Origin of the sequence: Brevibacillus laterosporus DSM 25 (assembly GCF_002706795.1) — a bacterium.
Classification (GTDB): Bacteria; Bacillota; Bacilli; order Brevibacillales; family Brevibacillaceae; genus Brevibacillus_B; species Brevibacillus_B laterosporus.
In genome coordinates this window covers 4,169,247-4,194,174 of sequence record NZ_CP017705.1, presented here as the reverse complement: position 1 = coordinate 4,194,174, position 24,928 = coordinate 4,169,247, and the positions used below count along the sequence as shown (strand labels likewise).

11 protein-coding genes, 1 pseudogene and 2 other annotated features are annotated in these 24,928 nt (G+C 38.1%); of the genes and pseudogenes, 4 read left to right on the top strand and 8 right to left on the bottom strand.

The window, feature by feature from the left end; all coding sequences use genetic code 11:
* Positions 1-76: 76 nt before the first annotated feature.
* The 4 genes from scpB to BrL25_RS20050 form a co-directional block, all read right to left on the bottom strand.
* Positions 77-661 (bottom strand): SMC-Scp complex subunit ScpB, encoded by a 585-nt coding sequence (gene scpB / locus BrL25_RS20065; protein ID WP_018670186.1) that lies wholly within the window; start codon positions 659-661, stop codon positions 77-79.
* On the bottom strand, positions 651-1,412 hold the full coding sequence (locus BrL25_RS20060) for a segregation and condensation protein A (RefSeq protein WP_018670187.1): 762 nt from the start codon (positions 1,410-1,412) through the stop codon (positions 651-653). Before BrL25_RS20060 ends, scpB begins: the two co-directional genes overlap by 11 nt.
* Positions 1,413-1,444: 32 nt before the next feature.
* Positions 1,445-2,122: a site-2 protease family protein gene (locus tag BrL25_RS20055; RefSeq protein ID WP_018670188.1), complete on the bottom strand. Its 678-nt coding sequence runs from the start codon at positions 2,120-2,122 to the stop codon at positions 1,445-1,447.
* 149 nt (positions 2,123-2,271) lie between these two features.
* The gene (locus tag BrL25_RS20050; RefSeq protein ID WP_018670189.1) at positions 2,272-2,853 is read right to left on the bottom strand and encodes an HD domain-containing protein; all 582 of its coding nucleotides are present in this window, start codon (positions 2,851-2,853) and stop codon (positions 2,272-2,274) included.
* A 642-nt stretch (positions 2,854-3,495) separates the two neighbouring features.
* On the opposite strand from BrL25_RS20050, the gene BrL25_RS20045 reads away from it, so the two are divergent.
* Positions 3,496-4,146, top strand: coding sequence for a YHYH domain-containing protein (locus tag BrL25_RS20045; RefSeq protein WP_018670191.1), 651 nt, complete (start codon positions 3,496-3,498; stop codon positions 4,144-4,146).
* Positions 4,147-4,328: 182 nt separating this feature from the next.
* Here the strand turns inward: BrL25_RS20045 and BrL25_RS20040 are convergent, their stop codons facing one another.
* From BrL25_RS20040 to brnQ, 4 genes are all read right to left on the bottom strand, one after another.
* Positions 4,329-7,421, bottom strand: coding sequence for a cyclic peptide export ABC transporter (locus BrL25_RS20040; protein ID WP_018670192.1), 3,093 nt, complete (start codon positions 7,419-7,421; stop codon positions 4,329-4,331).
* 17 nt (positions 7,422-7,438) lie between these two features.
* Positions 7,439-11,935 carry a non-ribosomal peptide synthetase gene (locus BrL25_RS20035; RefSeq protein WP_026315021.1) on the bottom strand — a complete coding sequence of 1,499 codons (4,497 nt, stop codon included), beginning with the start codon at positions 11,933-11,935 and terminating at the stop codon, positions 7,439-7,441.
* Positions 11,936-12,034: 99 nt separating this feature from the next.
* Entirely contained in the window at positions 12,035-18,508 is a 6,474-nt protein-coding gene (locus tag BrL25_RS20030; RefSeq protein WP_018670194.1) for an amino acid adenylation domain-containing protein, read from the bottom strand.
* A 644-nt stretch (positions 18,509-19,152) separates the two neighbouring features.
* Positions 19,153-20,493 (bottom strand): branched-chain amino acid transport system II carrier protein, encoded by a 1,341-nt coding sequence (brnQ, locus tag BrL25_RS20020; RefSeq protein WP_018670195.1) that lies wholly within the window; start codon positions 20,491-20,493, stop codon positions 19,153-19,155.
* A 319-nt stretch (positions 20,494-20,812) separates the two neighbouring features.
* Positions 20,813-21,068, bottom strand: a binding site (T-box leader).
* 56 nt (positions 21,069-21,124) lie between these two features.
* Positions 21,125-21,382: a binding site (T-box leader), on the bottom strand.
* A 94-nt stretch (positions 21,383-21,476) separates the two neighbouring features.
* Between brnQ and BrL25_RS20015 the strand changes: the two are divergent.
* From BrL25_RS20015 to BrL25_RS20005, 3 genes and pseudogenes are all read left to right on the top strand, one after another.
* Positions 21,477-21,965 (top strand): annotated as a pseudogene (locus BrL25_RS20015) (YrpD family protein).
* 405 nt (positions 21,966-22,370) lie between these two features.
* Complete coding sequence (locus BrL25_RS20010) at positions 22,371-23,816, top strand: alkaline phosphatase family protein (RefSeq protein WP_018670197.1); 1,446 nt, start codon at positions 22,371-22,373, stop codon at positions 23,814-23,816.
* A 472-nt stretch (positions 23,817-24,288) separates the two neighbouring features.
* A complete protein-coding gene (locus BrL25_RS20005; RefSeq protein ID WP_018670198.1) occupies positions 24,289-24,681 on the top strand; it encodes a RidA family protein in 393 nt (130 codons plus the stop codon).
* Positions 24,682-24,928 lie beyond the last annotated feature (247 nt).

Below are 24,928 nucleotides of genomic sequence, written 5' to 3'. Positions count from 1 at the left end.
TCATGCTTGGTTTACAATGGTTTGTACCAAGTATATGGAGACAAGACCTATGATATACCCTAATCTTAATCGGGTCCTAGTCGTTTCCAGCAGATTCCTTCCCGCGAAACAATTGAGCCATTTCCTCATCGTGTTGATCAAATGAAAAATCAATTGGCGGTTCTGGTAAATCTGCAATTCCCTTCAATCCAAAATACTCTAGAAATTCTTTAGTTGTGCCATATAAGATCGGTCGTCCGATCCCCTCTGCACGTCCCATTTCTTTAATCAAAAGTTTAGATGTCAAAGTATGTAGCGCTTTTTCGCATTTCACTCCACGAATCTCTTCTATCTCCGAACGAGTAATCGGCTGGCGATACGCGATGATAGCTAAGGTTTCCAATGCCGCTTGCGATAACGACGAGTGCGTGGGGGAAGTAGCCAGCTTTTCAAAATAAATCATGTGTTCAGGCAAAGTAGTCAATTGATAAGCTTTCGCCACTTCCACAAGCTGAATACCTCTATTCGATCGGTAAAAGTCCGCTTTCATATCCTCTAGTAGGTCAATGACAACATCTTCAGAAACCTCTATGATTTCGGCAATCTGCTTTGCATCTATCCCCTCATCACCGGAGATAAATAAAAGACCCTCTATCACCGATTTTAATTTATCATAATCCATGTTCCGTTTCTCCCTTTCCCTCACTGATCAAGATGTCCGTAAATAATTGATTTTGAACACACGTAATAGCCTTTCCCTTCATCAATTCCAGTAAGGCAAGAAACGTCGTCACAATCTCAGTGCGAGTAACGTTTGTAATAAACAATTGAGAGAAGCGAACATGCCCTCCTCCAACCTTAATGAGCTGACGAATCTCTTTCATCCGGTCCTTTATGGAAATTTCATCTCGTGAGACCTTAGCTACAGGCTCTTTGGTCTGCAATCTCGCAAACATTTTTTCTAATGCATGAAGCATATCAAATAGGGTCACATTTGCAATTCCTGGCTCCTCTTCACGCGCATATGGTGTTAAGTCCTCAGCCGGTCGAGTAAATACATGGCTACGCCCCGTCTCCATTTCGCGTAGTTGTTCGGCCATGCGTTTGAATTTTCTATACTCCAGTAAGCGTTGTACCAGTTCATCCCGAGGATCTTCCTCTTCACCATATTCATCGTGCAATGGTTCAAAATGTATCTCCTCTTTTTTAGGAAGTAACGTTTTGCTTTTGATGGCCAACAGAGTAGCAGCCATGACTACGAACTCACTAGCTACATCCAATTGAAGCTCACGCATCGTATGAATGGTATCCAAATATTGTTCAGTAATCACCGCTATTGGTATATCATAGATATCTACCTCCGCCTTGTCGATCAAATGCAAAAGCAAATCGAGCGGCCCTTCAAACGAATCCAATTTAATACTGTATGACAACGCTAATCCCGCCTTACTTCATTGCAATCATGTTATAAAAAAAGCTGAATAACCACATATCGTGTAATGCTTTGGATCCAAGACAATACGATGCCTAGTGGTACACTAAGCAATCCACGTAACGGTGGCAAGAATACGATTAACAATAACAACCATGGTCCATATAGGTCTAATTTATCAAAGAATCCACTGCATTTATGCGGTAAAATATAACGCAGGATTTTAGAGCCATCTAACGGAGCTATTGGAAGCATGTTAAACACCAGCATAGCGCAGTTAATCAAAATACAGTATTCTAAGGTTAAAGAAACCGCTTCTAACCCCTTAGCAGGCCAGGAAGCCATCATGTCTGCCCAGAATGGGGTCTGAATATAAAACCATAGAAACGAAAAGAAAAACGCTAATACTAAGTTCACGAACGGTCCTGCTGCTGCAACACACACAATTCCTAGACGCTTATTACCTCTGAAATTGTAAGGATTAAACGGAACAGGTCTAGCCCATCCAAAGGGTCCAAACAAAATCATCAGGAGTCCGAACGGATCTAGATGCGGAATTGGATTGAGTGTTAAACGCCCTTCGTTTTTCGCTGTGTTATCACCTAATCGATAAGCAATAAACGCATGTGCCCACTCATGCATGGAAAATGCGATCACAAACGCGATAACCCGGAAAGGGAGCGTATTTAGGTCAAAGTGAAATAAGCCCATGGAGCCCTCCTTCATTCTCTGTTTCTTGCACATGCCTAATCATAGGTCGTTTGTGCAAAAATACACTATTTTATTAGAATAACAGCCTTCAGAGAATGACACAAGTACAAGCAGTTTGAATCAAACTTATTGAATTGTGCATATTGGTCTCACTCTTCTTTATACTGTTTGTCATCAGCCATCGCTTCTTCATGAGGAGTATCTTCCTTAGCAGCATCATTAGGAGTGCCCTCTTCCGTATTTCCATCCTGTTCTATATGAGAAGTTGGTTTATTTTCCTCTGGATTTTTTAGCTTTTGGTTATCCTCAGTATCCGCCTCTAATTCTTTCAGTGCTCGTTTATATTTTTCTATACGAGCTACATCAGCTTCCGTAGGTTCCGCTATTCGAGTCAAATCCAAATTATCTTTGATATCTGCAATCTTCACAGCTCGCGCTAACTGATTTTGTTTAACCCTTTTAATGTAGCTGTCATAATCCTCTTTTGAATTTTTGGTAAGGATCATCACTGCCTCCACTACTTCCTTTGGAAACCCCGCTTCGCGCAAATCATCTGCGGTCACATCGGTATCTTCTAATACATCATGCAAAACCGCAACTGCTCTTGCTTCGTCCGAAGGCATGTACATCATAACGCGCAAAGGATGTAAAATATAAGGCTGTCCTCCTTTATCTTGTTGATTGGCATGCGCCTTTGTTGCTAATAAGACAGCTTCTACAGCCATATTCATGTGTATCTCCTCCTAAGTACCTTCTTTTTCTCAGACAATAATTACAAAATCATACCTGCTTCTTTGTATTCCGCCTAAAAAAGCCGGATTCGGCTGTATTTAGCATTATACTGGCGCAATTTTAGGAATAGGTTCAGTCAGCTTCGCTCACACCATGAGAAGCCATATTATCAAGAGAGGTCGCTCCTTACCATGTTTTACCAAATTAATAAATAACGATATACTCATTACTAATCTGACAAAAAAGGAGTTGGGAAGACCCCATGGCACTAACAAGTACTGACCGTAGGAAATTAATGCTAGTGAACGACCTACACTCCCTCATTATGTTGGAGAACTCACAAGGTCTAAGCTCTTATGAAAGCATCCTTCTAAAAAAACTAATTAAAGAATACCATGAGATGAATTACGAGTGCACCAAATAAGAGATGAATACCTATTATTACGATACGTCTGGCAAAAAAAGAGGAGGGCTATCTCCTCTTTTTTTGCTGTAATCAGTTCTACTGTTTTGTACCAATCAATTGCTCTTAACATCCATTTACCATTTTCCACAAGTAATGTGTCAGCAAAAATTCATAACTTTCCATTTTTTGTAATTATGCTATGATAGTATCGAGATTATTTTAGGAGGAATGTTCTATGAAAAAAGCACTATTATTTTTTTTGTTCTTAACTATGCTAGCTATACCATTCCAGCAAACATCAGCACATCCAGGTCGAACAGACAAGAACGGCGGGCATACCTGCCGTACCAACTGTGAAAAGTGGGGGCTTTCCTACGGAGAATATCATTATCACAATAGTGGGGGCTCTAGTTCAATCAAAAGTACATCTCCTGCCAAGGCCAAAACACCTAGTAAAAGTACTACTCCAGCCACGAAACAAGCTGTCAAAGCCCCAGTGGTACAGAAAAAAACTATCATTGCAGTCGATCAAGCACCAGTATATAGCTCCCCAGCGACTTCAGCTTCTGTTGCTACCACCCTCTGGTATGGTTATGAAGTGAAGGATAAAGGCGGTTCAAACGATTTTGCCTCCATTGACCAAGGCTATCTATCTAAAACGTTGCTAACTCAGTACAATGTCATTAGCCCTAAAAAGGTAAGCATACAAGTTGAAAAAGGTTATTTTTATGCGACACCATCATCAAAAAGTAAGGCTCGTGGTTCAGCACCACTTCATGGTGAAGTGAGTGTCGTCGGAGAAAATCAAACTTGGTATTTTGGGTCGAGTAAGGATTCAAATGGTAACGTAGTAGTTGGTTTTGTTTCAAAGAGTATAGCTTACTAGTTTCTAGTTTACATTTCTATTTTGTAAAAGGTAAATGACATAACCTGAACCTGGGTACGCCTCACGAAGCGTTCTGTTAGCTACATCATCATTCTTATCATGTAAAAATAAGAGACTCACTTTTCTGTACATAAAAAGTGAGTCTCTTTTATATGAACTAGTAAACTAATGTATCAATTGCCTCAAACACTGACTGGGTTCTTCATTTGTCCCGCATCCATCTTAATCACTTTATCGGCTATGTGGAAATATTGATCATCATGTGTGATAGCAATAATACACTTCCCTTTTTGTTTCATGTCTGGCAATAACACTTGATAGAAAAAGCGTCGATACTCAGGATCTTGGTCAGCAGCCCATTCATCAAAAAGGCAAATCGGCCGATCTTCCAGATAGGTAATTAAAAGAGCAAGGCGTTTTTTTTGCCCAGTTGAAAGTCTGGTTGTACTGAAAATCCCATTTTCCACTTTCACCTTCTCATGCAGCTCTAAGACCTCTAGATAGTGCTTGATCTCTTGTTCATTACGCTTTGAATCAATTCCATAAAGGCGATCGAATAGATGGAAATCCCCAAAAATCGCCGAGTAATATTGACTCAATTGAGCATGCGTGACCTTGCTACCGTTGATAGTAATTTCCCCTTTTATAGGTGCATACAGACCGGTTAGTAGCTTCGCGAGTGTTGACTTTCCACTCCCATTTCCACCTGTAATAAAAATAATTTCTCCAGATGCAAACTCAAAATTGATAGGTCCAACGCTAAAGCCTCGCTCTTCTTGAATTTTATAGTCATAAGATACATCCTTTACAATCATCCGAACCGGTTGCATGACGTTCTCTGACGTTAGTACATTGTCTTGCTCTGGGTCTTTCGCTAAGGCTAGTTCTTGGATCATTTTGGTGATACGTTCCCAGCTAATACGAATCATTACAATTTGAGGGAGTCCATTTAATAAACCATTTACAGGTCCGGTCATATATAAGAAAACAAAAACATAGTTCCGTAGCATATCAGCATTCATTTGTTTAAATATTTCTGGAAATATGAATACGACACAACCGATTACGATAATAAACAGTAATTCCCCGATGATAAATACGTTTGCAAATTTAAGATCGCCCTCGGCACGTTTGTCACGGTATTCTGCACAGCTTTCTTGAATTGCAATATGAAACTCTTCACGTTTTCCTCTATGCAAGGTCAGTTCTTTAAACCCACTAGTCATATCGGTGATGAATTTGAAGAAAACATTCTGAATATCACGTGTTTTCTCCCACAGCTTATTTGCCTTCTGCCCAATAAGATAGTAAATCGCTGCTACAAGCCCGATAATCATAGCGGAGAGTGCAAATGCATAAAAATTCATGATTCCTAGATAAATAAAACAACAAACTAGTGTGATGAAATTAGTTACACAAGTAATCATAATATTGATTGCTCGACTAATAACTTCTGTATCATTGTTTAATGTAGCCTGAATACGACCTTGCTCTATTTCTTCTAAACTGCTATAGCTAGTTTGAAGTAATTTCTCAACCAACTCCATCCGTTTTTCATAAACCAATTGATTGGTTAATGTAACAAGACGCGAGCGAAGTATCTTTTGGCTAACGACATACATAAAAATCCCCATGATAAAATAAAACAGTAAACCGTTAACCAAATTATTTGTTCGTGTAAAGGCTTCATTAACAATGAAGATAATAAAGGCGTTACCAAAGCCACTAACTATGCTTAGAACTGTTAAAGAAAAATAAATGTTTTCCTGTTTTTTTTTAGAAAACAAGAGAAGTAACGAATAAAAGAAATAGAGAACGAATGCTAGTGTAACTCCATATACAGCAAACATAATCGTCTCTGGAATCCATACTTTAATAAATTGCCAAGTTAGTTCCATAAATAGCAGATTTGGCAAATAGAAAATGCCTAACGAGAATATACATAATAATAGTACATGGAACAATAGGCCCACTATTACATTTTTTTTCATCACTTGAAACTTTCGTTGCTTTTTCCATACTTCGAGAAACATACGACCTATTAAAAAAAGAATCGCTAGACAAACTGGACCTACTACACAAATAATGGAAAACGATAACTGATCCAGTTTTTTGTATAGGTCTGAATGGATAGGAGGTACTTCTTTATTAAGAAGCATGTTCATAATTCCCTGCCCAATATTAACCGTATAGTCACTGTTCATATTGGCTAATACAGCTACCCCCATTTGTTCAGTTGGGCGAACTACTATAAACGAACTAAACGTTGGATTACTTCCAGGGTGTGAAAGCTCACCGTCTCCTTTTTGATAAACTTCCCAGCCAGTAGCATATGATGACCCACTACTGCTAGGCTTTACCTTACGATCTGGCTCATGAGATGCTTTAATTAGAGCGGGATTAATACTACCTGTGCTACCTGCTCCTATTTGTATTTTCATCCACCGAGCTATATCTATTCCATTGCTTATAATATATCCTGCTGGTGTATTTCCCCGGAAACTAGGCGGATTGTATTTTTGAGGTTCAGTGAATCCCATCTTGTAACCAGTGGCCTTTTGTGTTTGATCAACGTTTTGCTCACCAACATATGTATCTGGAAGCTCCAGAGCGTTTAAGATATTTTGTTTGATATACGTTTCAAAAGATTGGTTGGTGACCTTTTCTATTACCAATCCTAATACATCGTAATTGATAGTCGCATATTCGTACCTTGTCCCAGGTTCACGATTCAGCTCCTGTACAAGCAATGTTCGTACCGTCTTTTCAAGTGCATCCTCCTCATTACCTTCTGGGAGAAAACCTATCGATTTGAACGGAACTCCACTTGTATGATAAAGGAATTGGCCCAACGTAATAGGTTGAATCTTTCCTTTATAGGAAAGATTCAACCAAGGAAGATACTTTGTTACCGGGTCATTCAAATCGATTAGCCCTTTATCAGCTAACTGTAAGATGGCAAGACCAGTGAAAGCTTTACTATTTGATCCTAATTCGAACAACGTTTCATTCGTAACAGGCTTTTTGCTCAGTACATCTGCGTAACCAAAGCCCTTTTGATATATCGTTTTGTCTTTTTCCACAATGATTACCTGTAAACCGGGAATTTCCGCCGTATTCATTTGCTTGGTAATGAATTCTTCCATTTGCTCTAATCTTTGTGGTGATAGTGAAATAGTAGCTGCACTTATCTGATTAACTGGGTACACCAAGAATATAAAGGAAAGCAACCATGTCAGAAAAATGGGTCGGTATAACAATTGTTTCATGTTCATCTTTTTCGTTTCCTTTCTTAGGCGAATAAATCATCAAGATCATCTTGTGTGAGAGTAACGGTAGTAAAATCAGAAGGGGTAAAATCTCGGATCTCTTCTGACTGACAGCAATGCTTGAGAATATCGTTTGTGCTTGTGATGATATTATCCAGAAATTGTTGCATGGCTACTCGATGATAGTTGCTTTTACTGTAGGTAAGAGCAACATGTAACCTTTTCTCTTTGATCATGGCGTTAATTTCTATGAGGCATGTCATTGGATTTTGTAAAGAGATATCTGATCCTGTATCCTCATATGCTAAAGTAAGAAACTGATTGTCCACTTGATTGTCTACTTCCCCCAAAAAGTTAAAGCGAATTCGCTTCTCTGGCAATTGACTGAACTGCCCTGTCAAATAGGTAAGAATCCCAAAATCAATACCTTTGTTCGGCACGGTTCTGATCTGCTCCTTGAGATGTTTAATTACATGAGCAATATCTCCCTGAGGAAGTTGCAATCTAACAGGATACATAGACGTAAACCAACCAATGGTACGCGACACATCTATATCAGAAAACAGCTGTTCCCTTCCATGTCCTTCCAATTCTATCACTATATCTGTTTCATTCATTAAAGTGGCGGTTGCTAGACATACTCCCATAATGAGAAGCTCATGAGAATGCGTTTGATATGCCTGATTGGCGTTGTACAACAATTGGTCTGTCGACTCTTTCGTGAATGCAGCATTTCGTGTCTCACAATTTGCCAAGCATTCCTCAGCTTCCGTTTTATGATTTAAGGCTGAGGTTTCCAAAGCTTCCTTCCAGTATTGTTCATATTGGAATGCTCCTGTTTTACTATAATGCTCCAGCTCTTCCGCCCATCTTTGCATCGAGTGAGTTTTTGCTGGTAGGTGTAACCGGCGCCCCTCTTCTATGTCTCGGAAAAGCTGCCCCATATCTTCTAATAAAATCCGCCATGAAACGCCATCGATGACTAAATGGTGTGCTGTAAGTAGCAAACGCGTCTCACCTTTACCTAACTGGAACAATACTGCTTTAAACAATAATCCCTGTTCCAGATCGAAACTTCTCTTGACTTGCTCACCGATTTGTTTCAATTGTTCAAGCTGTTTTTCAAACGGAATTTCCGACAAATCCACCGTTTCAACATCCACTGTTTGAGCTAGATGCTTATCATTATAAAAGAGCGCTTCTGTCTTCGAATCATAGTTGAGTCGCAATGTATCGTGATGATGAACAATTTTTGTAAGTACCTTGCTTATTTGTTCTATTGTAAATGCCTTTTTTAGTTGAAGGAGGACAGATTGATTCCAATGTTGAGCCTCAATTAGATTCTGCGAGAAAAACCATGCTGTGATTGGTGTTGGCTTGATTGCTCCACTCATCGCCTCTTGTGGAGCTACAGGTTGTTGATTCATTTCAATAGCAGCTGCAAGTTCATGTACCACTGGAAAAGTCATGATATCTCTCACCGTAGCACCGAGATTCATCTGATTCAGTTTACCAACCACTTGGATCGCTTTTATCGAATCTCCACCAAGAAAATAAAAATTAGAATCTACTGTAACTTCATTCGTCTGTAATACTTCTTTCATGATTTTCATTACTATTTCTTCTGTATCGTTTGGCTGTTTATTTCCTGATTGATTTACACTATTTATAGCAAGTGGATCAGGAAGTTGATTACGATCAATTTTTCCATTTGATGTTAACAAAAATTTTTCAATCGTAACAAAATATGTTGGAATCATATAAGAAGGGAGCTTGTTTGTTAGTTTTAGGCGCATCTCAACTATAGAAATATTCTCATCTGCGACCATATATGCACACAGATATTTGTGCCCGTTCTCCTCTACTCGATCAATGACCACAGCTTCTTTTACAGATGCAAAACTAGTTAAGCAGTTCTCAATTTCCCCTAATTCAATCCGATATCCTCTCAGCTTTACCTGATGATCGATTCTTCCTGCATACTCTATATCTTGTGAAGGTAGCATTCGGGCAAGGTCTCCCGTCTTGTAAAGACGATATCCCTGCTTAAACGGATTGTCTAAAAAACGCTCCTTCGTCAAATCCTCTCTAGCCAAATACCCTCTAGCAACGCCATCACCGGAAATATACAACTCTCCTGTAACACCATTAGGTACAGGCTGTAGATCATCATTGAGAAGGTAGATTTGTACGTTATTGATCGGACGACCAATTGGTACAGAACCCATTCTATTTATCTCAGGATTATATTCATAGATCATGCAACCCACTACTGTTTCTGTCGGTCCATACTCATTGTAAATGCTGATATCTCCTTTGAAGCTTTCATAAGTTTTGGCAGCGAGTGTTGCCTTAAGGTCTTCTCCACCAACGATGAATCGTCTGATTACGGAATTGTGATTATCCTTGTCACTAATTAAAGCAAGATGTGCAGGTGTCAGTTTAAGAATATTGACACGATTTTCACGAAGAATAGTATCCAGCACAAATTCAGATTCGTTTTCGACATAAACAATAATCTGATTTCCATTTAAAAGTGGAGCAAAAATGGATGTAACTGTCAAATCAAATGCTAAGGAGGAATAGAGGGCAAAGGTTTCATCCTGAGATTGTATGTACTTTTGTTTTGCCCAATGAATGTAGTTGACCAATCCTCTATGTTCAATTAATGTACCCTTTGGTTTTCCTGTAGAACCAGAGGTATAAATCGCATATACCAAGTCACTTACTTGATTAATGTTTACAAGGTTATGCGATTCTGATAAATAGTTTGCTGGATCATCAAGACGAATAACCTCTCCCTCGAAACCTTCTATATTTACGTCTGCATTTGATAATAAGAGCTTGGCCTGACTATCCTGCAAAATATATGAAACACGATCAAGTGGAAAATCAGGGTCAATCGGCACGTATGCCCCTCCTGCTTTTAAGACAGCCCAAATTCCCACAATCATCTCATACGAATGCCTCATATAAATACTAACGAATTGATCTGAAGCTATCCCTTTTGTACGAAGTGTACGCGCTAGTCTATTAGCTTGTTCATTCAGTTGACGATAGGTATAGGTTTTATCTTGAAAACGTACAGCGACAAGATCAGGAGTTAGTGCTACCTGATCCTCAAAAAGCTGATGTATCACCTTGACTCGTGGATAAAACGCATCAGTTTGATTTCGCACATAGATATGCTCATATTTCTCCTGATCACTCAAAAGAGAGATATCCTTAATCAACTTTTCAGGCTGTTTTATGATCTGTTCTAGCATGTACATCAGTCGATCGTGAATTTCTTCGATCTGTTCATTGGTATAGTCGCTGGTCTTGTAATCATAGAACAAAGTAATTTTGTTCTCACTTGACCATTCTTTTATGACTAATTGTAATGAGTATGCTTGATAACCACTGTAAAATTCCAGATTATCAATACTTATTCCCTCTAGCTCATTCACTAACTTCGTTCCATAGTAATTCACACAAATTTGAAACAGACTATCATAGTCCTTTTTCTTTAGCTCTAAATTACTAATCAGAAGATCATACGGATATCTTTGATGAAAAAAATTACTTAATACCTCATTTTGAACTCTCTTGTAAAAAGCCAACAATGTCTCAGTGTCTTCTAGCTTCATCCGGAATGGCATGGAACTAGTAAACATCCCAAAGATATTTTTTTCTTTATTTCCAGAACGATTAAGAACAGGGATACCAAGTATTTGATCATTATTTTGCTGTGTTTTGTACTGATAGAGTAAGGTAAGCATAATAAACAAGGAACTTAGCGATAAATGATGCCTAGTAGCAAACTCGTTAATACGAGTTGACAGGTCGTTATCAAGATCGATGGTTTTCCTATTTCCTTCCACTTGATCTGAACTCTTACTCAAAAAACTCTCGGGAAGTGACTGGAATTTGTCATTCCAATATTTCTTATTTTTTTCAAAACGTGAGGAAGTTACATACTTCTCTTCTTGATGTAAAAAATCTACGTACGAGTATTCAACTTCTTCAGATATATTCTCACCATTTTTTATTTTTTGATAAATGTTGCTGATTTGATTTGTCATAATATTGATAGACCAGCCATCAGCAATAATATGATGTAACTTGACAAAATATCCTGTATATTTCTCATGAGCTCGAAAAGTAGCAAAGGAAAACAACGGATGATCAATAAGCACAAAGGGTTTTGTAAACTCTGCCTCAGCCCATTTCAGCACCTCTTCCTCGGCTTGATCCGAATGACTAAAATCGTAGAAAGGCACATCAAAATCATTCAATTCCACAATGTATTGATTTACATCACCCTCTTTCTCATGCAAATGAAGTCTTAATCCATCATGCTTTTTTATAAAAATCTGGATGGCCTGAGTAAGAAAAGCAATATCAACAGAACCATGCATCCGAACGATTCCTCCGATATTGTACATGGAGGTGTGAGGATATGTTTGCTCTATGTACCATATACGTTTTTGGGGATGCGAAAGTGGATAGTACTCATACTTAACGGTCAAAATAATCACCCTCACTTTCAGTTTTTGTAGCTCTCACCTGCTAGATCGGTACTGCTTTCCTATTTCTTGTAATGTCAGACAATAGTAGTAGGGTGGCACCCTTCTTTCCTAGATCATCATTTCCCTAAGGATTTTAGCCATCTTTTGAACATGGGGCATTTCCAGCATGGTATAATGATTGCCCGAAAAATATGTGGGGCTTACCTTCCCCGTTGTAAAGCGATTCCATCGCGTTGTCTCTTCGTTCGTTGTAAATTGATGCTGTATCGCTCCATCTGAAGCAAGAAAAAGGTGTAGATCAGTGTCAATCTTCCCAGAAAGCTGATATTTGTGTATAGCTATACCATTTGTTGCATGAATGCGTAGTTTAGACAGTAATTCCGGTCTATACACCTCATCTGGAAACAGTTTTTGTTTGCACGCCTCTTCCCAACAAAATCTCATTTTTTCTTCTTCCGTTATTCCTGCCAAATCCTCCTGATTTATTCCACTAAGAAGCGCATATTGAATGACGGCATCCAACTTTCCATAACGCTGGTCTACATTAATGCGGTCGCTATTCAGCAATGGGAGACAGTCAACTATTACCAGTAATTCTACCTGCTCTCCCTGCTGCTCTAATTGTTTGGCCATTTCATAAGCAACTAACCCTCCAAAAGACCAACCAACTAATTGGATAGGCATAGTTGGCATAATTCGTCGAATAGAAGCAATATAGTGTGCGGCCATTTCTTCAACTGTTGTCAGGGCATCCGCTTCAGCATCATAACCAACAGCTTGAATACCATAGACGCTACAGTCCCTTCCTAGTTCATGTGCTAGATGAGAGAAAGTAATAACTCCCCCTCCTTGGCCATGAATCATGAATAGTGGTGGGACATTACAATCTCCTTGTTTGAGTAGGATCACATTCTGGTCTAGAGCTACCTCTTGCTTCTGTAGATGATCACATAGACCTGCTATAGTCGGCGCCTTAAACAAATCTGACAAGGGAAGATTGAGTCCAAAACGCTGAGTAATCTGGCTAACAAGCACAAATGCTTTGAGTGAATGACCTCCTAGCATAAAGAAATTGTCCATAATACCAATCGGTTTAACTTCTAAAACTTTCTCCCACAACAACACCATTTGCTCTTCAAAAATGTTTCGCGGTGCACAGTAACTGTGTTCATTTCTTAGGACGTCCCCATTTGGTTCAGGTAAAATTTTGCGATCTATTTTGCCATTAGGGGTTAGCGTGAATTCATCTACTGCGATAAAAAAGCTTGGTATCATATAATCAGGTAAAAACGTAGCAAGCCATTGATGCAACATCTGTGTAGTATCTGGAGCTGAATTCAATTCTTTATTTTCAAAGACAACATATGCACACAAATATGGAATTTCATATGAATCTGTCTTAGTCATAATTAGTGCCGCTTTAACCTCCGGATGACGTAGCAATAGAGTTTCTATTTCACCAAGTTCAACGCGATAACCACGAATTTTCACTTGATGATCCATCCTGCCCAAAAATTCCAAATTCCCTTCCTCTGACCATCTTGCTTTATCTCCTGTTCGATACATCAAAGTGTTAGGATGAAAGGGGTTCGCTTTAAAACGTTCTCCTGTCAGCTTTTTTTGATTCCAATACCCCAGGGACAATCCCTCCCCTGATATCCATAGCTCACCTGTCACACCCTTTGGAACAAGATGGCACTCAGAATCTAGAATGTATACCTGCATATTGCCTATCGGTTTACCAATTGGTACAAATTTGCCTGTTATCTCGCTTTTTTCAAAACGGAAAGCGGTACAACAAATGGTAGCCTCACTTGGTCCATATCCATTGACGATGAGCATTTCAGGATTAAGAGAAAGAAATTGGGCCAACACCTCATCCTTAATTGGCTCAACACCAACAAGCATTTTATGTAATACATAATTTTCAGGTGAAACAAGGATTGTCTCATACAGTTGGTTAAGTAGAGCCGGCGGTATATAAGCTAGAGTTACCTTTTCTTCCTGGATTGTTTTTGCAAGAAGCTTAACATCAAATTTATGCCCATTAAAAAGAACAAGTGTTGCACCATTTATCAACGCCTGAAAAATCTCAAAACAACTAACGTCAAATGAAATATCCGTAGAAATGAGAACACGATCCTCATAACTGATCTCATCTAAGAATTCCTTATTCATGGCAGTGACGAAATGATGTAATGCCTTGTGCTGAATCATTACCCCTTTTGGTCTACCTGTAGAACCAGATGTATAAATGATATAAAGAAGATCCTCCGAATTCGTGTCGCGTTTGAAATTACCATCATTTTCATCTAATGGAATTTCTCCTACACAAATCCACTCACCCTCAAAACGTAATTCGGGTAGTGGATGCTGATTGGTTACTACCAAACTAACTTTGCTATCTTCTAACATGTATTCAATTCGTTCTGCTGGATAATTCGTGGATATTGGTACGTAAACACCGCCAGCCTTTAAAATAGCTAAAATGCTGATAACTAGTTCCGGGCTACGATCCATCATGACACCAATAGGCTGATTACGTTTCACCCCTCTGGAAAGGAGATATGTAGCAAGTCGGTTGGCTGCTTTATTCAACTCTTGGTAGCACAGCATTTCCCCATCTGAAACAACAGCAATGTGATCAGGATGCAACGTCACTTGATACTCGATCAAATCCATGATAGTTAGTTCTTTGTCATAAGAAATCGCCATTTGATTATTGATAGCTAGCAATGCGTTTTTTTCTTCTTCGCATAGGATTTCTAATTCGCCAATAGTAATCTCAGGACTTACGGAAACTTTTTCCATTACTGTAATGAAATGCTTCAACATTTGCTTAGCTGATTCCTTCTTCCAAAGATCAGTGGAAAATTCCCAGGAAAGTAGTAATTGATCCTCAGATTCAACTGCAACCACGGTAATATCAAATTTAGCAACATCATGATCTTTCATGATCGGCCTAATTGTAATTCCATCTAGTTCCACGATCTGCCTCTCATAGTTCTGAAGCGTTAGCATGGTATCAAATAATGGATTTCGCCCCATATCTCTAGGTAACGCAAGATTCTCCACAAAATCGTCTAAAGAATAATCCTGATGGTTAAACGTCTGAATGGTTTGTAGCTTTACTTCTTCTAAGAAACCGGTAAATGTTTTACTTGTCACTGGTTTATTTCGAATTGCTAACGTATTAACAAACATTCCGATTACAGATTCCACATCGCTTACATTTCGCCCAGCCACTGCCGTTCCAACAACAATATCTTCCTGATTGCTATATTTAGCAAGCAATATATTAAATGAAGCGAGTAGGAACATGTAAAGAGTCGCCCCGTTTTTTTGACAAAGCTGTTTAACAGCTTCAAATTGTTTTCCTGATAACGTAGCGGTTACGATATCCCCCTTAAAGCTCTGGAGTTTTGGGCGTATAAAGTCGGTAGGTAGGTCAAGAACAGGCAGTTCATCAGAAAATTGCGTTAGCCAAAACTGTTTTTGCTGCTTATACTCTTCTGATTGTTCCCACTTTTGTTGCCACATCGCATAATCTTTATATTGAATACGAAGTGGTAACAAGTCCTGACCTCGATAAGCTTTTTCAAGCTCAGCCATTAGTATGCTTATTGAAATTCCATCAGAAATAATGTGATGCATATCAACAAACAAAAGATACTCATCACTAGATAACGATACTAATCCTGCACGAAATAATGGTGCCACTCCTAAATTAAAAGGTTGAAAGAATGAGTCAATGACCTGTTTTTCTTCCAAATCTGTCGTTTCTAGAAGAGACAGAGAAAACTGGATTCCAGAATGAATCCGTTGCATCGGTACATTATCAATCACATGAAAAGACGTACGCAACGCTTCATGACGGTCGATGAGCTTTTGAAACGCCTGTTCCAGCTTGCTCTGATTTATTTCCCCTTGAAAACGCCAGATCGTAGGCATATTGTATGCTGTCTTTACACCCTCAAACTGACTTAATAAAAACAAACGTCGTTGCATGGAAGAGAGAGGATAATAATCTCTACCCTCCGAAATTTCAATTTGTCTTTCCACTCTTTGTTCTGATTGCTCGATCATTATGATCTGATCGCGGACTGTTGAATACAGAAATATATCCTTCAATGTTACATGAATCTGATATTTTCTACTGATTTGATGGGCCAATTTAATAGCAGATAGTGAATGTCCACCAAGTTGAAAGAAGTTATCCGTTACCCCAATATGTTCTCTTTTCAAAATATTTTTCCATAGTAATACCAATTGCTTTTCCATCTCACTACCTGGAGCAACGTATGAATGTTGGATAAGCTTGTAGTCATCTGGTTTAGGTAAAGCATGACGATTTATTTTACCATTGGATGTAAGAGGCATTTTTTCTAGTCGTATAAAAAACATTGGAATCATATATTCAGGCACTTTCTGTTGGAGAAATTGACGTAACTCACTTTGGCTCAGCTCTTCATCAGAAAGATAATAACTGCATAGCTCATTTTCGTTTTGATTATTAGGAAATGCCAGTACAATTGCTTCATGGACTAACGGATGAGTGATTATATGTTTCTCAATCTCTCCTATTTCAATCCGATAGCCTCGGATTTTTATTTGATGATCCATTCGCCCCAAAAATTGAACCATACCTGTTTCATCCCACCGCGCCATATCTCCCGTTCGATAAAGTCGTTCACCAGTAGTAAATGGGTGATCAATAAATTTTTCTCTTGTTAAAGCAGGTTGACCTATATAACCGCGTGCAAGTCCTTTTCCTGCAATGCATAATTCACCAGGAACCCCTATAGGCACAAGCTGCAAATCCTGATTTAAAATTAATACCTCCGATTGAGATATTGGTTTGCCGATGGTTGGACATTTTTGAAATCTATGCCATTCATCAAAATTAATTTGTAAAGCCAAAGTACCGATTGTTGACTCGGTTGGACCGTAGTGATTCATGATGGCTACACTAGGAAGGTAACGATGAAATGTATCAACATCAATAGGTTGAATCGGTTCTCCCCCTGTAACTACTAAACGTAACGCTGGCATATCAGGTGAATGTAACCCGTCCATTGCTTGTACTAGCAATGAAAAAAGGGATGGAGTCAGTTTTAAAAAACTGATCTGCCCCTCTTTTATATAATTCAATAAGCTATCGGGATGCAGATATGTGTCTTTTGGTACAATATGTAGGGTGCATCCATTGAGTAGTGCTGGGAAAAGACTTGTGTATCCTAAATCAAATGCATAAGAAGATAAGAGCATTGTGCTGTCTCTTTGCGTGATGCTAGCCTGTCTACTAAACCAAGTTGCATAATTAATCAGGTTCCGATGCTCTACCATTACTCCCTTTGGATTGCCAGTCGTACCTGAAGTATAAATGACATATAACAGATGTGATGGTGTCTGACTCGGTGTAAGATTATTCATATCACCTACATATAACTCGTCCTCATCTAGGTAAATTTTTTCTCCGTCAAACTCTACATCGCGGCCTACTTTCTTGTGTGTCAATAAAAAGCGGGATTTACTATCGGCAAGCATATAGCTTGTACGCTCTGACGGGTTCTCAGGATCGATTGGAAAAAAGGCACTGCCTGCTTTGAGTATACCTAAGATCCCGATCATCATCTCCAAGGAACGCTCTACCATCAGAGCAATTACCTCATCCTTTTCTATCCCTTTTTCTCGCAAGTGCCGTGCCAATTGATTTGCTTTCTCGTTTAGTTGTCGGTAGGTTAACTTTTGTTCCTGATAGACTACTGCTATTTTATCTGGGTATTGTTCAGCTTTTTTCTCAAATACTTGATGAACCAATTCATCCGTTGGGTAAGATTCAAGTGTTTGAGAAAAAAAAGTAAGCTGAGCTTTTTCATCTTCATTCATCAGCTCAATCTCACTTATTGAGATATTTACGTTTGTGACTATCATGCGCAGAATATTTATGTAGTGAGTAAAAAATCGCTCCAACGTCCGTGACTCATATACTGCCTTATCATAATAAAGATTTACCTGAAGTGAATGATCAGATTTTGAAAAGAGTAATAAAAGGTCTACCTCTTGAGCCACGACAAACTCTCTGTCGTGTATCCTGTCAAAAGCTACAACTACATTAATAAATGGAGAGATTGAACCCTGTGGATTAATATCCAATTTTTCATAAATATGATGAAGTGGATAATCCTGATTTTTGTATGACTCCGTAAGAGACTGCTTTACATCAATAATAAATTGCTTGGAGATTAAATGTGGGTCCGGATTTGAGACGATAGGAACCAGTCTAGTAGACGGTGAAAGATTTGGTGCACCCACGCAAACCTCTGTTTGCTGGGTATATTTATGTAGCCAAATTTTTGCTGTTGCTAGCAAAAAGGTATACAAAAGCAAATCAGAGTTTTTACAAACTTGAATGAGCCTGTCTGATATTTCTTGTTCAATGGATACTTGCAGCGAGGCCTTACATTTGGTTTGACCTACGTAAGGATAGTCCGTGGGGACCATAGAAGGGATGAACTCACCACCAAGTTTAGACAGCCAAAATTGTTCTTGTTCCATCACTCTATTGTTAAAGGCTACCATGATATTTATTAGCCACCTTCCCTAATTAGTAAATTAGATTGTGAATTTTTGTATTAAGCACAGTTCATCCTGAAAGATTTCTTCCTTTTCCTCAAAGACAATGCCTTCTTCTGCATACAGTTGGTGCCAAAATAAAATTGGTAAGATCATTGGTGTAACTTGATAAATCGTGCAAATATAGGGGCATTAGATTGAAAATAATATTTTTATCTCTCGATATAACTGGACATAATGAAATATATGAATTTTTATTTATCAAAATCTCCCAACACCTTTCTAAAGGATCTTAGTTACAAATTTAATGAATTATTTCAAATCAGAAGGACGAACCTACCTCGAGTAATCATAATTTTTCACTTCAAAATATAAACCAAATTTCAAAAATTCAAAACAAAAAAAGTAAGATCTTATGTATAAAACACTTTTTTTCGTACTAGTAATTTGTTGTTTTACTATAATTTAACTTCAAATTGGATAATCCTGCAACTATTATGTTAAATTATACTAAAAAATAATTCGACAATTGTATATTGATTGAAAAATCATTCTTATCTCTCAACACAATTCTTATCCATCCTTTCTTGTTTAAAAACAAAAAAACAATCCCACCGCCACTACGGGACTGGAATTGTTTTTTCGAAAGATTATTCTGTAAGTTGAGGAGCTAAACTTGCATTCTTCTTTTTTAGAAAGGAAATTACATATCCAATCAACGCACCTACTATTCCTGGAATAATCCACCCAAGACCTTTTTCATGTAACGGCAAATAGCTCAGTAACTGATCAAATGCTATAGAATGAATTCCTACTTGACCTAATGCATCCGTAATACTAATAATTCCAACAAATAGCATACTGCATGCGTACACAATGGAATCTCCTTTTAACAGGTCATTTGTAAAGGACAGAACAATTAAAGCAATTGCTAACGGATATATAGCAGACAATACTGGTACTGAAATCGACAGTATTCCACTTAGGCCCATGTTAGCAAAAAACATACTAGTTAAAGCAAGAATTGTCACCCACATCTTGTACGAAACTCTCGGTACAAGTGTTGTAAAGTATTGACTGCATGAAGTAATAAGTCCAACCGATGTAGTTAAGCATGCCAGAGAAAACACAAGACCTAGTAGTATTACTCCAGGTTTACCAAATAAATAAAGCACCACATTTGTTAACGTTTGAGCTCCATTCTCTGTCACTCCAAACATGTGAGAGCTAGCTGCTCCCAAATAACCAAGTAAAACATAAATAGAGACTAGAATTGCACCAGCAATCAATCCTGCATAGACAGTGGTAGCGATCAATGACTTCTTCTCTTGAATTCCCTTTTGCTTAAGAGTTACTGAAATAACAATTCCAAAATTAAGAGCCGCAATTGTATCCATGGTTAGATACCCATCCAAAAAACCATTGAAATAAGGGGTTTGTACATAACTCTCAATTGGACTAGTAAACGATCCCATAGGCTTAAATAAGCTATAAATGAAAATACCCGTAAGTAAAATCAATAATGAAGGCGTAAGTACCTTACCGAATCGATCCGATAGCTTAGCCGGGTTTAAACAAAGCCAAAAGGCGATCGAAAAATAAACAAGTGTATAGAGGAATAAGATCCAACTAGTTTGTTGCCATTCCACTGGTAAAAAAGGAGCCACTCCCATTTCAAAGGCTAAGCTTCCATTACGAGGAATACCTAAAAATGGACCAATTGATAAATAGATAAGAAGAGTGAAAATAAATGCAAAAATAGGATGTACTCTTTTTGCTAAATTGTGTAGACCATCAGATTTTGCTACTGCAACAACTCCCAAGATAGGTAGTCCAACAGCAGAGACGATAAAACCGCACATTGCTTGCCAAAAGTTAGTTCCCGCTGACTGTCCTAAGAAAGGTGGAAAGATTAAATTACCTGCTCCAAAAAATAAGGAAAAAACCATAAAACTTACCAACAGTAAATCTTTTCTTGATAACCTCTGCATATTAATTCTCCTCACTAAAATTCATTTTCTGGATGAAGCGAATCCATTCTACTCTTACCTCGAATCTCAATTTCCATTGTGCCCCCTCCTTCTATGTAAATATAAGTTTTCATCCCTTAATACTAGGAATTAATAGTGTTCCTATCCAAAAACGGTTGATAATTTGATTTAGAATCCAAAAAATCCTCCTATTAAATGGTATATTTTGTAATCAACCATGCACTTGAAAGACTGTTCGGCTCAACTCCTTTTATTTTTTAAAATAAAAAACACCTCAGCAACCAAGCAAGTGTTTCATCTAAAACACTTCACTTTTGGTTACTGAGGCGAAGATAAACGCGGTACCACTCAGCTTTCTGTCTTCTCACGAAAAACAGACTCTGCAAGTCAAAATTGACTATCATCAGATAACGGTGATTTTCCGTTGCCCCCTACTAGAACATTTTGTAGATGCCCTTTCAAGAACAATGCTCTAAGGTGATATTCAAACAAGGTGTAATGACCATCCTCTCAGCCATGGGACAGCTCTCTGCACATTAGATCCTTCTTTTACTTCTCCTCGTCAATGCTTTTTACCTATAAAATTAAAATGAAAAACTCTCGTCTCCACAATCAACGGTTACGTTTTGATTGCAGAGACGAGAGTTTCGCGGTACCACTCAGCTTTTCCGCCTTCCTCACGAAAAGCAGACACTTATCAAGTCTAAAAATAGACTTGGTTCCTTTTAACGGGGGACAATCCGTTGTTACCTACTTCGATATAATCATCGTTCGTTAACAAAGCTCCGAGGTGATATTCAAAGGGAATTAACGACCATCCTTTCAGCTCTATGGGATGGCTCTCTATCGTTCATTCTTGTCTTCTACTTGTCCTCATCACAACTTTTACATTTGTTTGATTTGTTAGTATTATAGTAATCTTTAAAGGTTACTGTCAATCGTTTTTTAAGAAAACACAAAAGATAGATAATTCAGTATAATGAATCATTGAAGCATCTGATTTTATCTCAGATGGCGTTGGTGGAAAGCAAGAAATCACGCAAAATGGAAGTAATTTACGTACCAAGCTTACACTCCCTCTTGATTCGATGGTTGATAAAAAAGTGGCAGCATACAATTATGGTGGTTTTCTCTATCTTGCTAATACAAGCGGAGCCATCGGTTCATGGGTAGCTCATATGGGATTAGATTACTATACCAATGTTGGTAAATCTCAAAATGAAAAAGGCTAGAAACCCATTATCATCGTAAAGCAGAAAACATCTGCAAATGCTTAGACAGCCTATAAAAGCGATGTTTTCGATCCAAACTATAAAGAAGGACAGTATAGAAATGCTTATAAGTCAGGCTCCGATGTGAACCTTGATTTCTGGTATAACTATAATGGAAAAGTTCGCATGAAGCTAAACGGTACTACAATTTGTAAAGAACGGACATGCAGTACACCTCCCTTATCGTATGGAGACGGGTAGTTTTTTGAGTTATTTTTTAGATGTGTCTGTCATATCATGCAACTGAACAATTTAATTTTCGTTATTTTCTAAATGTGTGCAGTTTGGGGAGAAAGATTATTTTAATCTAATAAACATTTTATTAATTCAGTGTATGCTTCGACAAAAGGATAAAAGTTGTTTCTGCTAAATCAATAGCCAAGTACACTTTTCCCATTATAACTACCCCTTCTTCTAAAAAATCGGGCAGTATTTTTTAGAGTAATCCTTAATTTAAGCTAATCACTTTTCAGTTTTTACATGAGTGTAACATCAAGGAACAATTCGGTTGTTTAGTATTAAGCTTACCGGGAAAAGGGAAAGCTTTTACTAATAAGGAGGAATGGTGACTTTATTGCCACTCTTTTAAATACTGGAGGATAATAAATGTTGAGTAAAATTGATCATATTGTGGTACTGATGTTGGAAAATCGTTCTTTTGATTCCATGGCTGGAAGACTATATGATCCTCAAAATCCAGCTCCTTTTAATCAAGTACCTCGAAATCAACCCTTTGAGGGACTGGCTGGGAAAAACTTATCGAATCCGATTTCAGTTGGAGAAACAGAGGCGGACAACAAAAAGGTACCGGTGGGAAAAGCCGGCTCATTTACTACCCCTGAGATAGATCCAGGGGAAACTTTTGAACATGTTTTTTTCCAGCTTTATGGTAAACCATTTTCTTCTGAGACTGCTTCTTTACCACAATCGGCGACAATGGACGGTTTTGTTACGGATTATATTCATGTACTACGAGAACAAAACAAGCTAGCAGATGATAGACAATACCAACAGGTGATGGCAGGATACACTCCTACGATGTTGCCCGTGTTAAGCAGGCTTGCTAACGAATTTGCGATTTGTGACCAATGGTTTTGTTCTGTTCCTAGCCAAACATGGACAAATCGCTCGTTTCTACATGCTGCGTCCTCTAGTGGATGGGTAAATAATGCTCCTTATGAAAAATGGCTCTTGGGAAACCATGCTGAGACAATTTTTGATCGTATTCTTGCACAGAACAGGGAAGATCTCACATGGGGAGTATATTACGATAAGCTTGATATGGTGTCCTTAACCTTGTTAATTCATTTTCCAAGGCTTTCAGGTTATTGGAAAAGTCATTTTTCTTTCATGGAGCAGTTTAAAAAAGATGCGAAAGAAGGGAATCTTCCATCGTATTCTTTTATAGAACCTAGGTATTTTATAGATGCTAATGATCAGCATCCTCCTCATAACGTATTACTTGGGGAAAATCTTATATCGGAAGTTTACCAGGCAGTAAGAGAAGGTAAACGTTGGGATCGGACGCTCTTAATTGTTACGTATGATGAACACGGGGGGTGTTATGATCATGTTGCTCCTCCAAAAGCTGTTCCTCCCACGACCAAACAAGAGATAGGAGAAAAAGGATTTACCTTTGACCGCTTGGGAGTACGAGTTTGTACATTACTTATTTCTCCCTATATTGAAAAGGGAACTGTTTTTCGAGCGAAGCAAGTATTAGACGGCGTGGAGCATGATGTACCACTTGACCATACCTCTATTATTAAGACGATTACAAACCGTTGGGGGTTGGGAAACTTAACAAAGAGAGATAAAGCTGCTTTTGATATTAGCCAAGTATTAACCAGAAAAGAGCCAAGAAATGATTGTCCTGTACTGGGGCCAATTCGTGCCGTTAAGACCTTTACTTCTGAGCTTCCTTTAAATGATTTACAACATGGGATGATCAAAGGCCTTTCTTCGTATTGTAAGATGCCTGTGCCTACATTAAGTAACGTGTCAGAAGCGCTGCCTTTCCTAGAGAAACTTGTCAAAAATATGGACTTATAGCAAATAAATGATCATAAATGCTTCTCTTTTTGAAAAGAACGAGGACTCTATATAGTAGGTTCTTAAAGGTAGTATTAAAAGAAAAACAGTTTTTGATTGGGTTTCACGTCATACAGGACATGTCTGGAAAACAGAAAAGAATGGGTTCATCAGAACCGACTTAGTAAATCTGGAAGATATCTATACAGTACTACTGACGGCAACTGTACAGAATATAAAAAAGATCGCTCTTCACCTCGCTAAGAGTAGCTAAGGTAAGAACGATCTTTTTTTAATGTGACATAATTATACCCACATGATGTACAATAACTAGTGGATTTAGTTTTTGTGGTCTAGTCCACATATAGGCCTACCCTAAAACTAAATATACACAAAGCTACGAATTCATCTGCAAGGAACCTTTGTGTCACTTAAGTTTATACGATTTATGTCAAAATTTATTTTGTATGATAAAACAAGGAGGAGAAGCACATTGCAGAAAAAATTTTTGAATCCTGAAACTATGCCAGCCACTTTTGGTTACTCACATGTAGTAGATGTTAGTAATGCCCGAACAATTTATATATCCGGACAGGTAGCAATAAACACCGAGGGTAATATAGTAGGAGTAGGAGATTTAGCTTCACAAACAAAACAGGTATTTGAAAATATTAGAATTGCTTTAGAAGCTTCAGAAGTAAGCTTTCATGATGTAGTGAAATTAACTTTTTTCTTGACAGATATCTCACAAATGCCAATTGTTAGAGATATTCGAGATCAGTACATTGATACAAAGAATCCTCCAGCTAGTTCAGCAGTAGAAGTTAGTAAACTTATAAAGGACGAACTATTAATTGAAATAGAGGCAATTGCTGTAGGAAACTGACTTTTCAAGTAACTTTACAGAGTCGTTGTTTATATTAAATTAATTAATGCATTATCAAGGTAAATTTTTTATTGTCACCCCCTTTAAGTAAACAGTGTTAAATTACATATTCAATATTGTGAACACTCTACTTAGAGGGAATTATGGAAATGGGATGACAATTGTAATGAAAAAGAAAGTCAGTTGGTGCTTTTGTGTTGCAAGTTGGGAAAGTTGTGTCCTGAAATGGGAGTTGGCATTTGGGTTT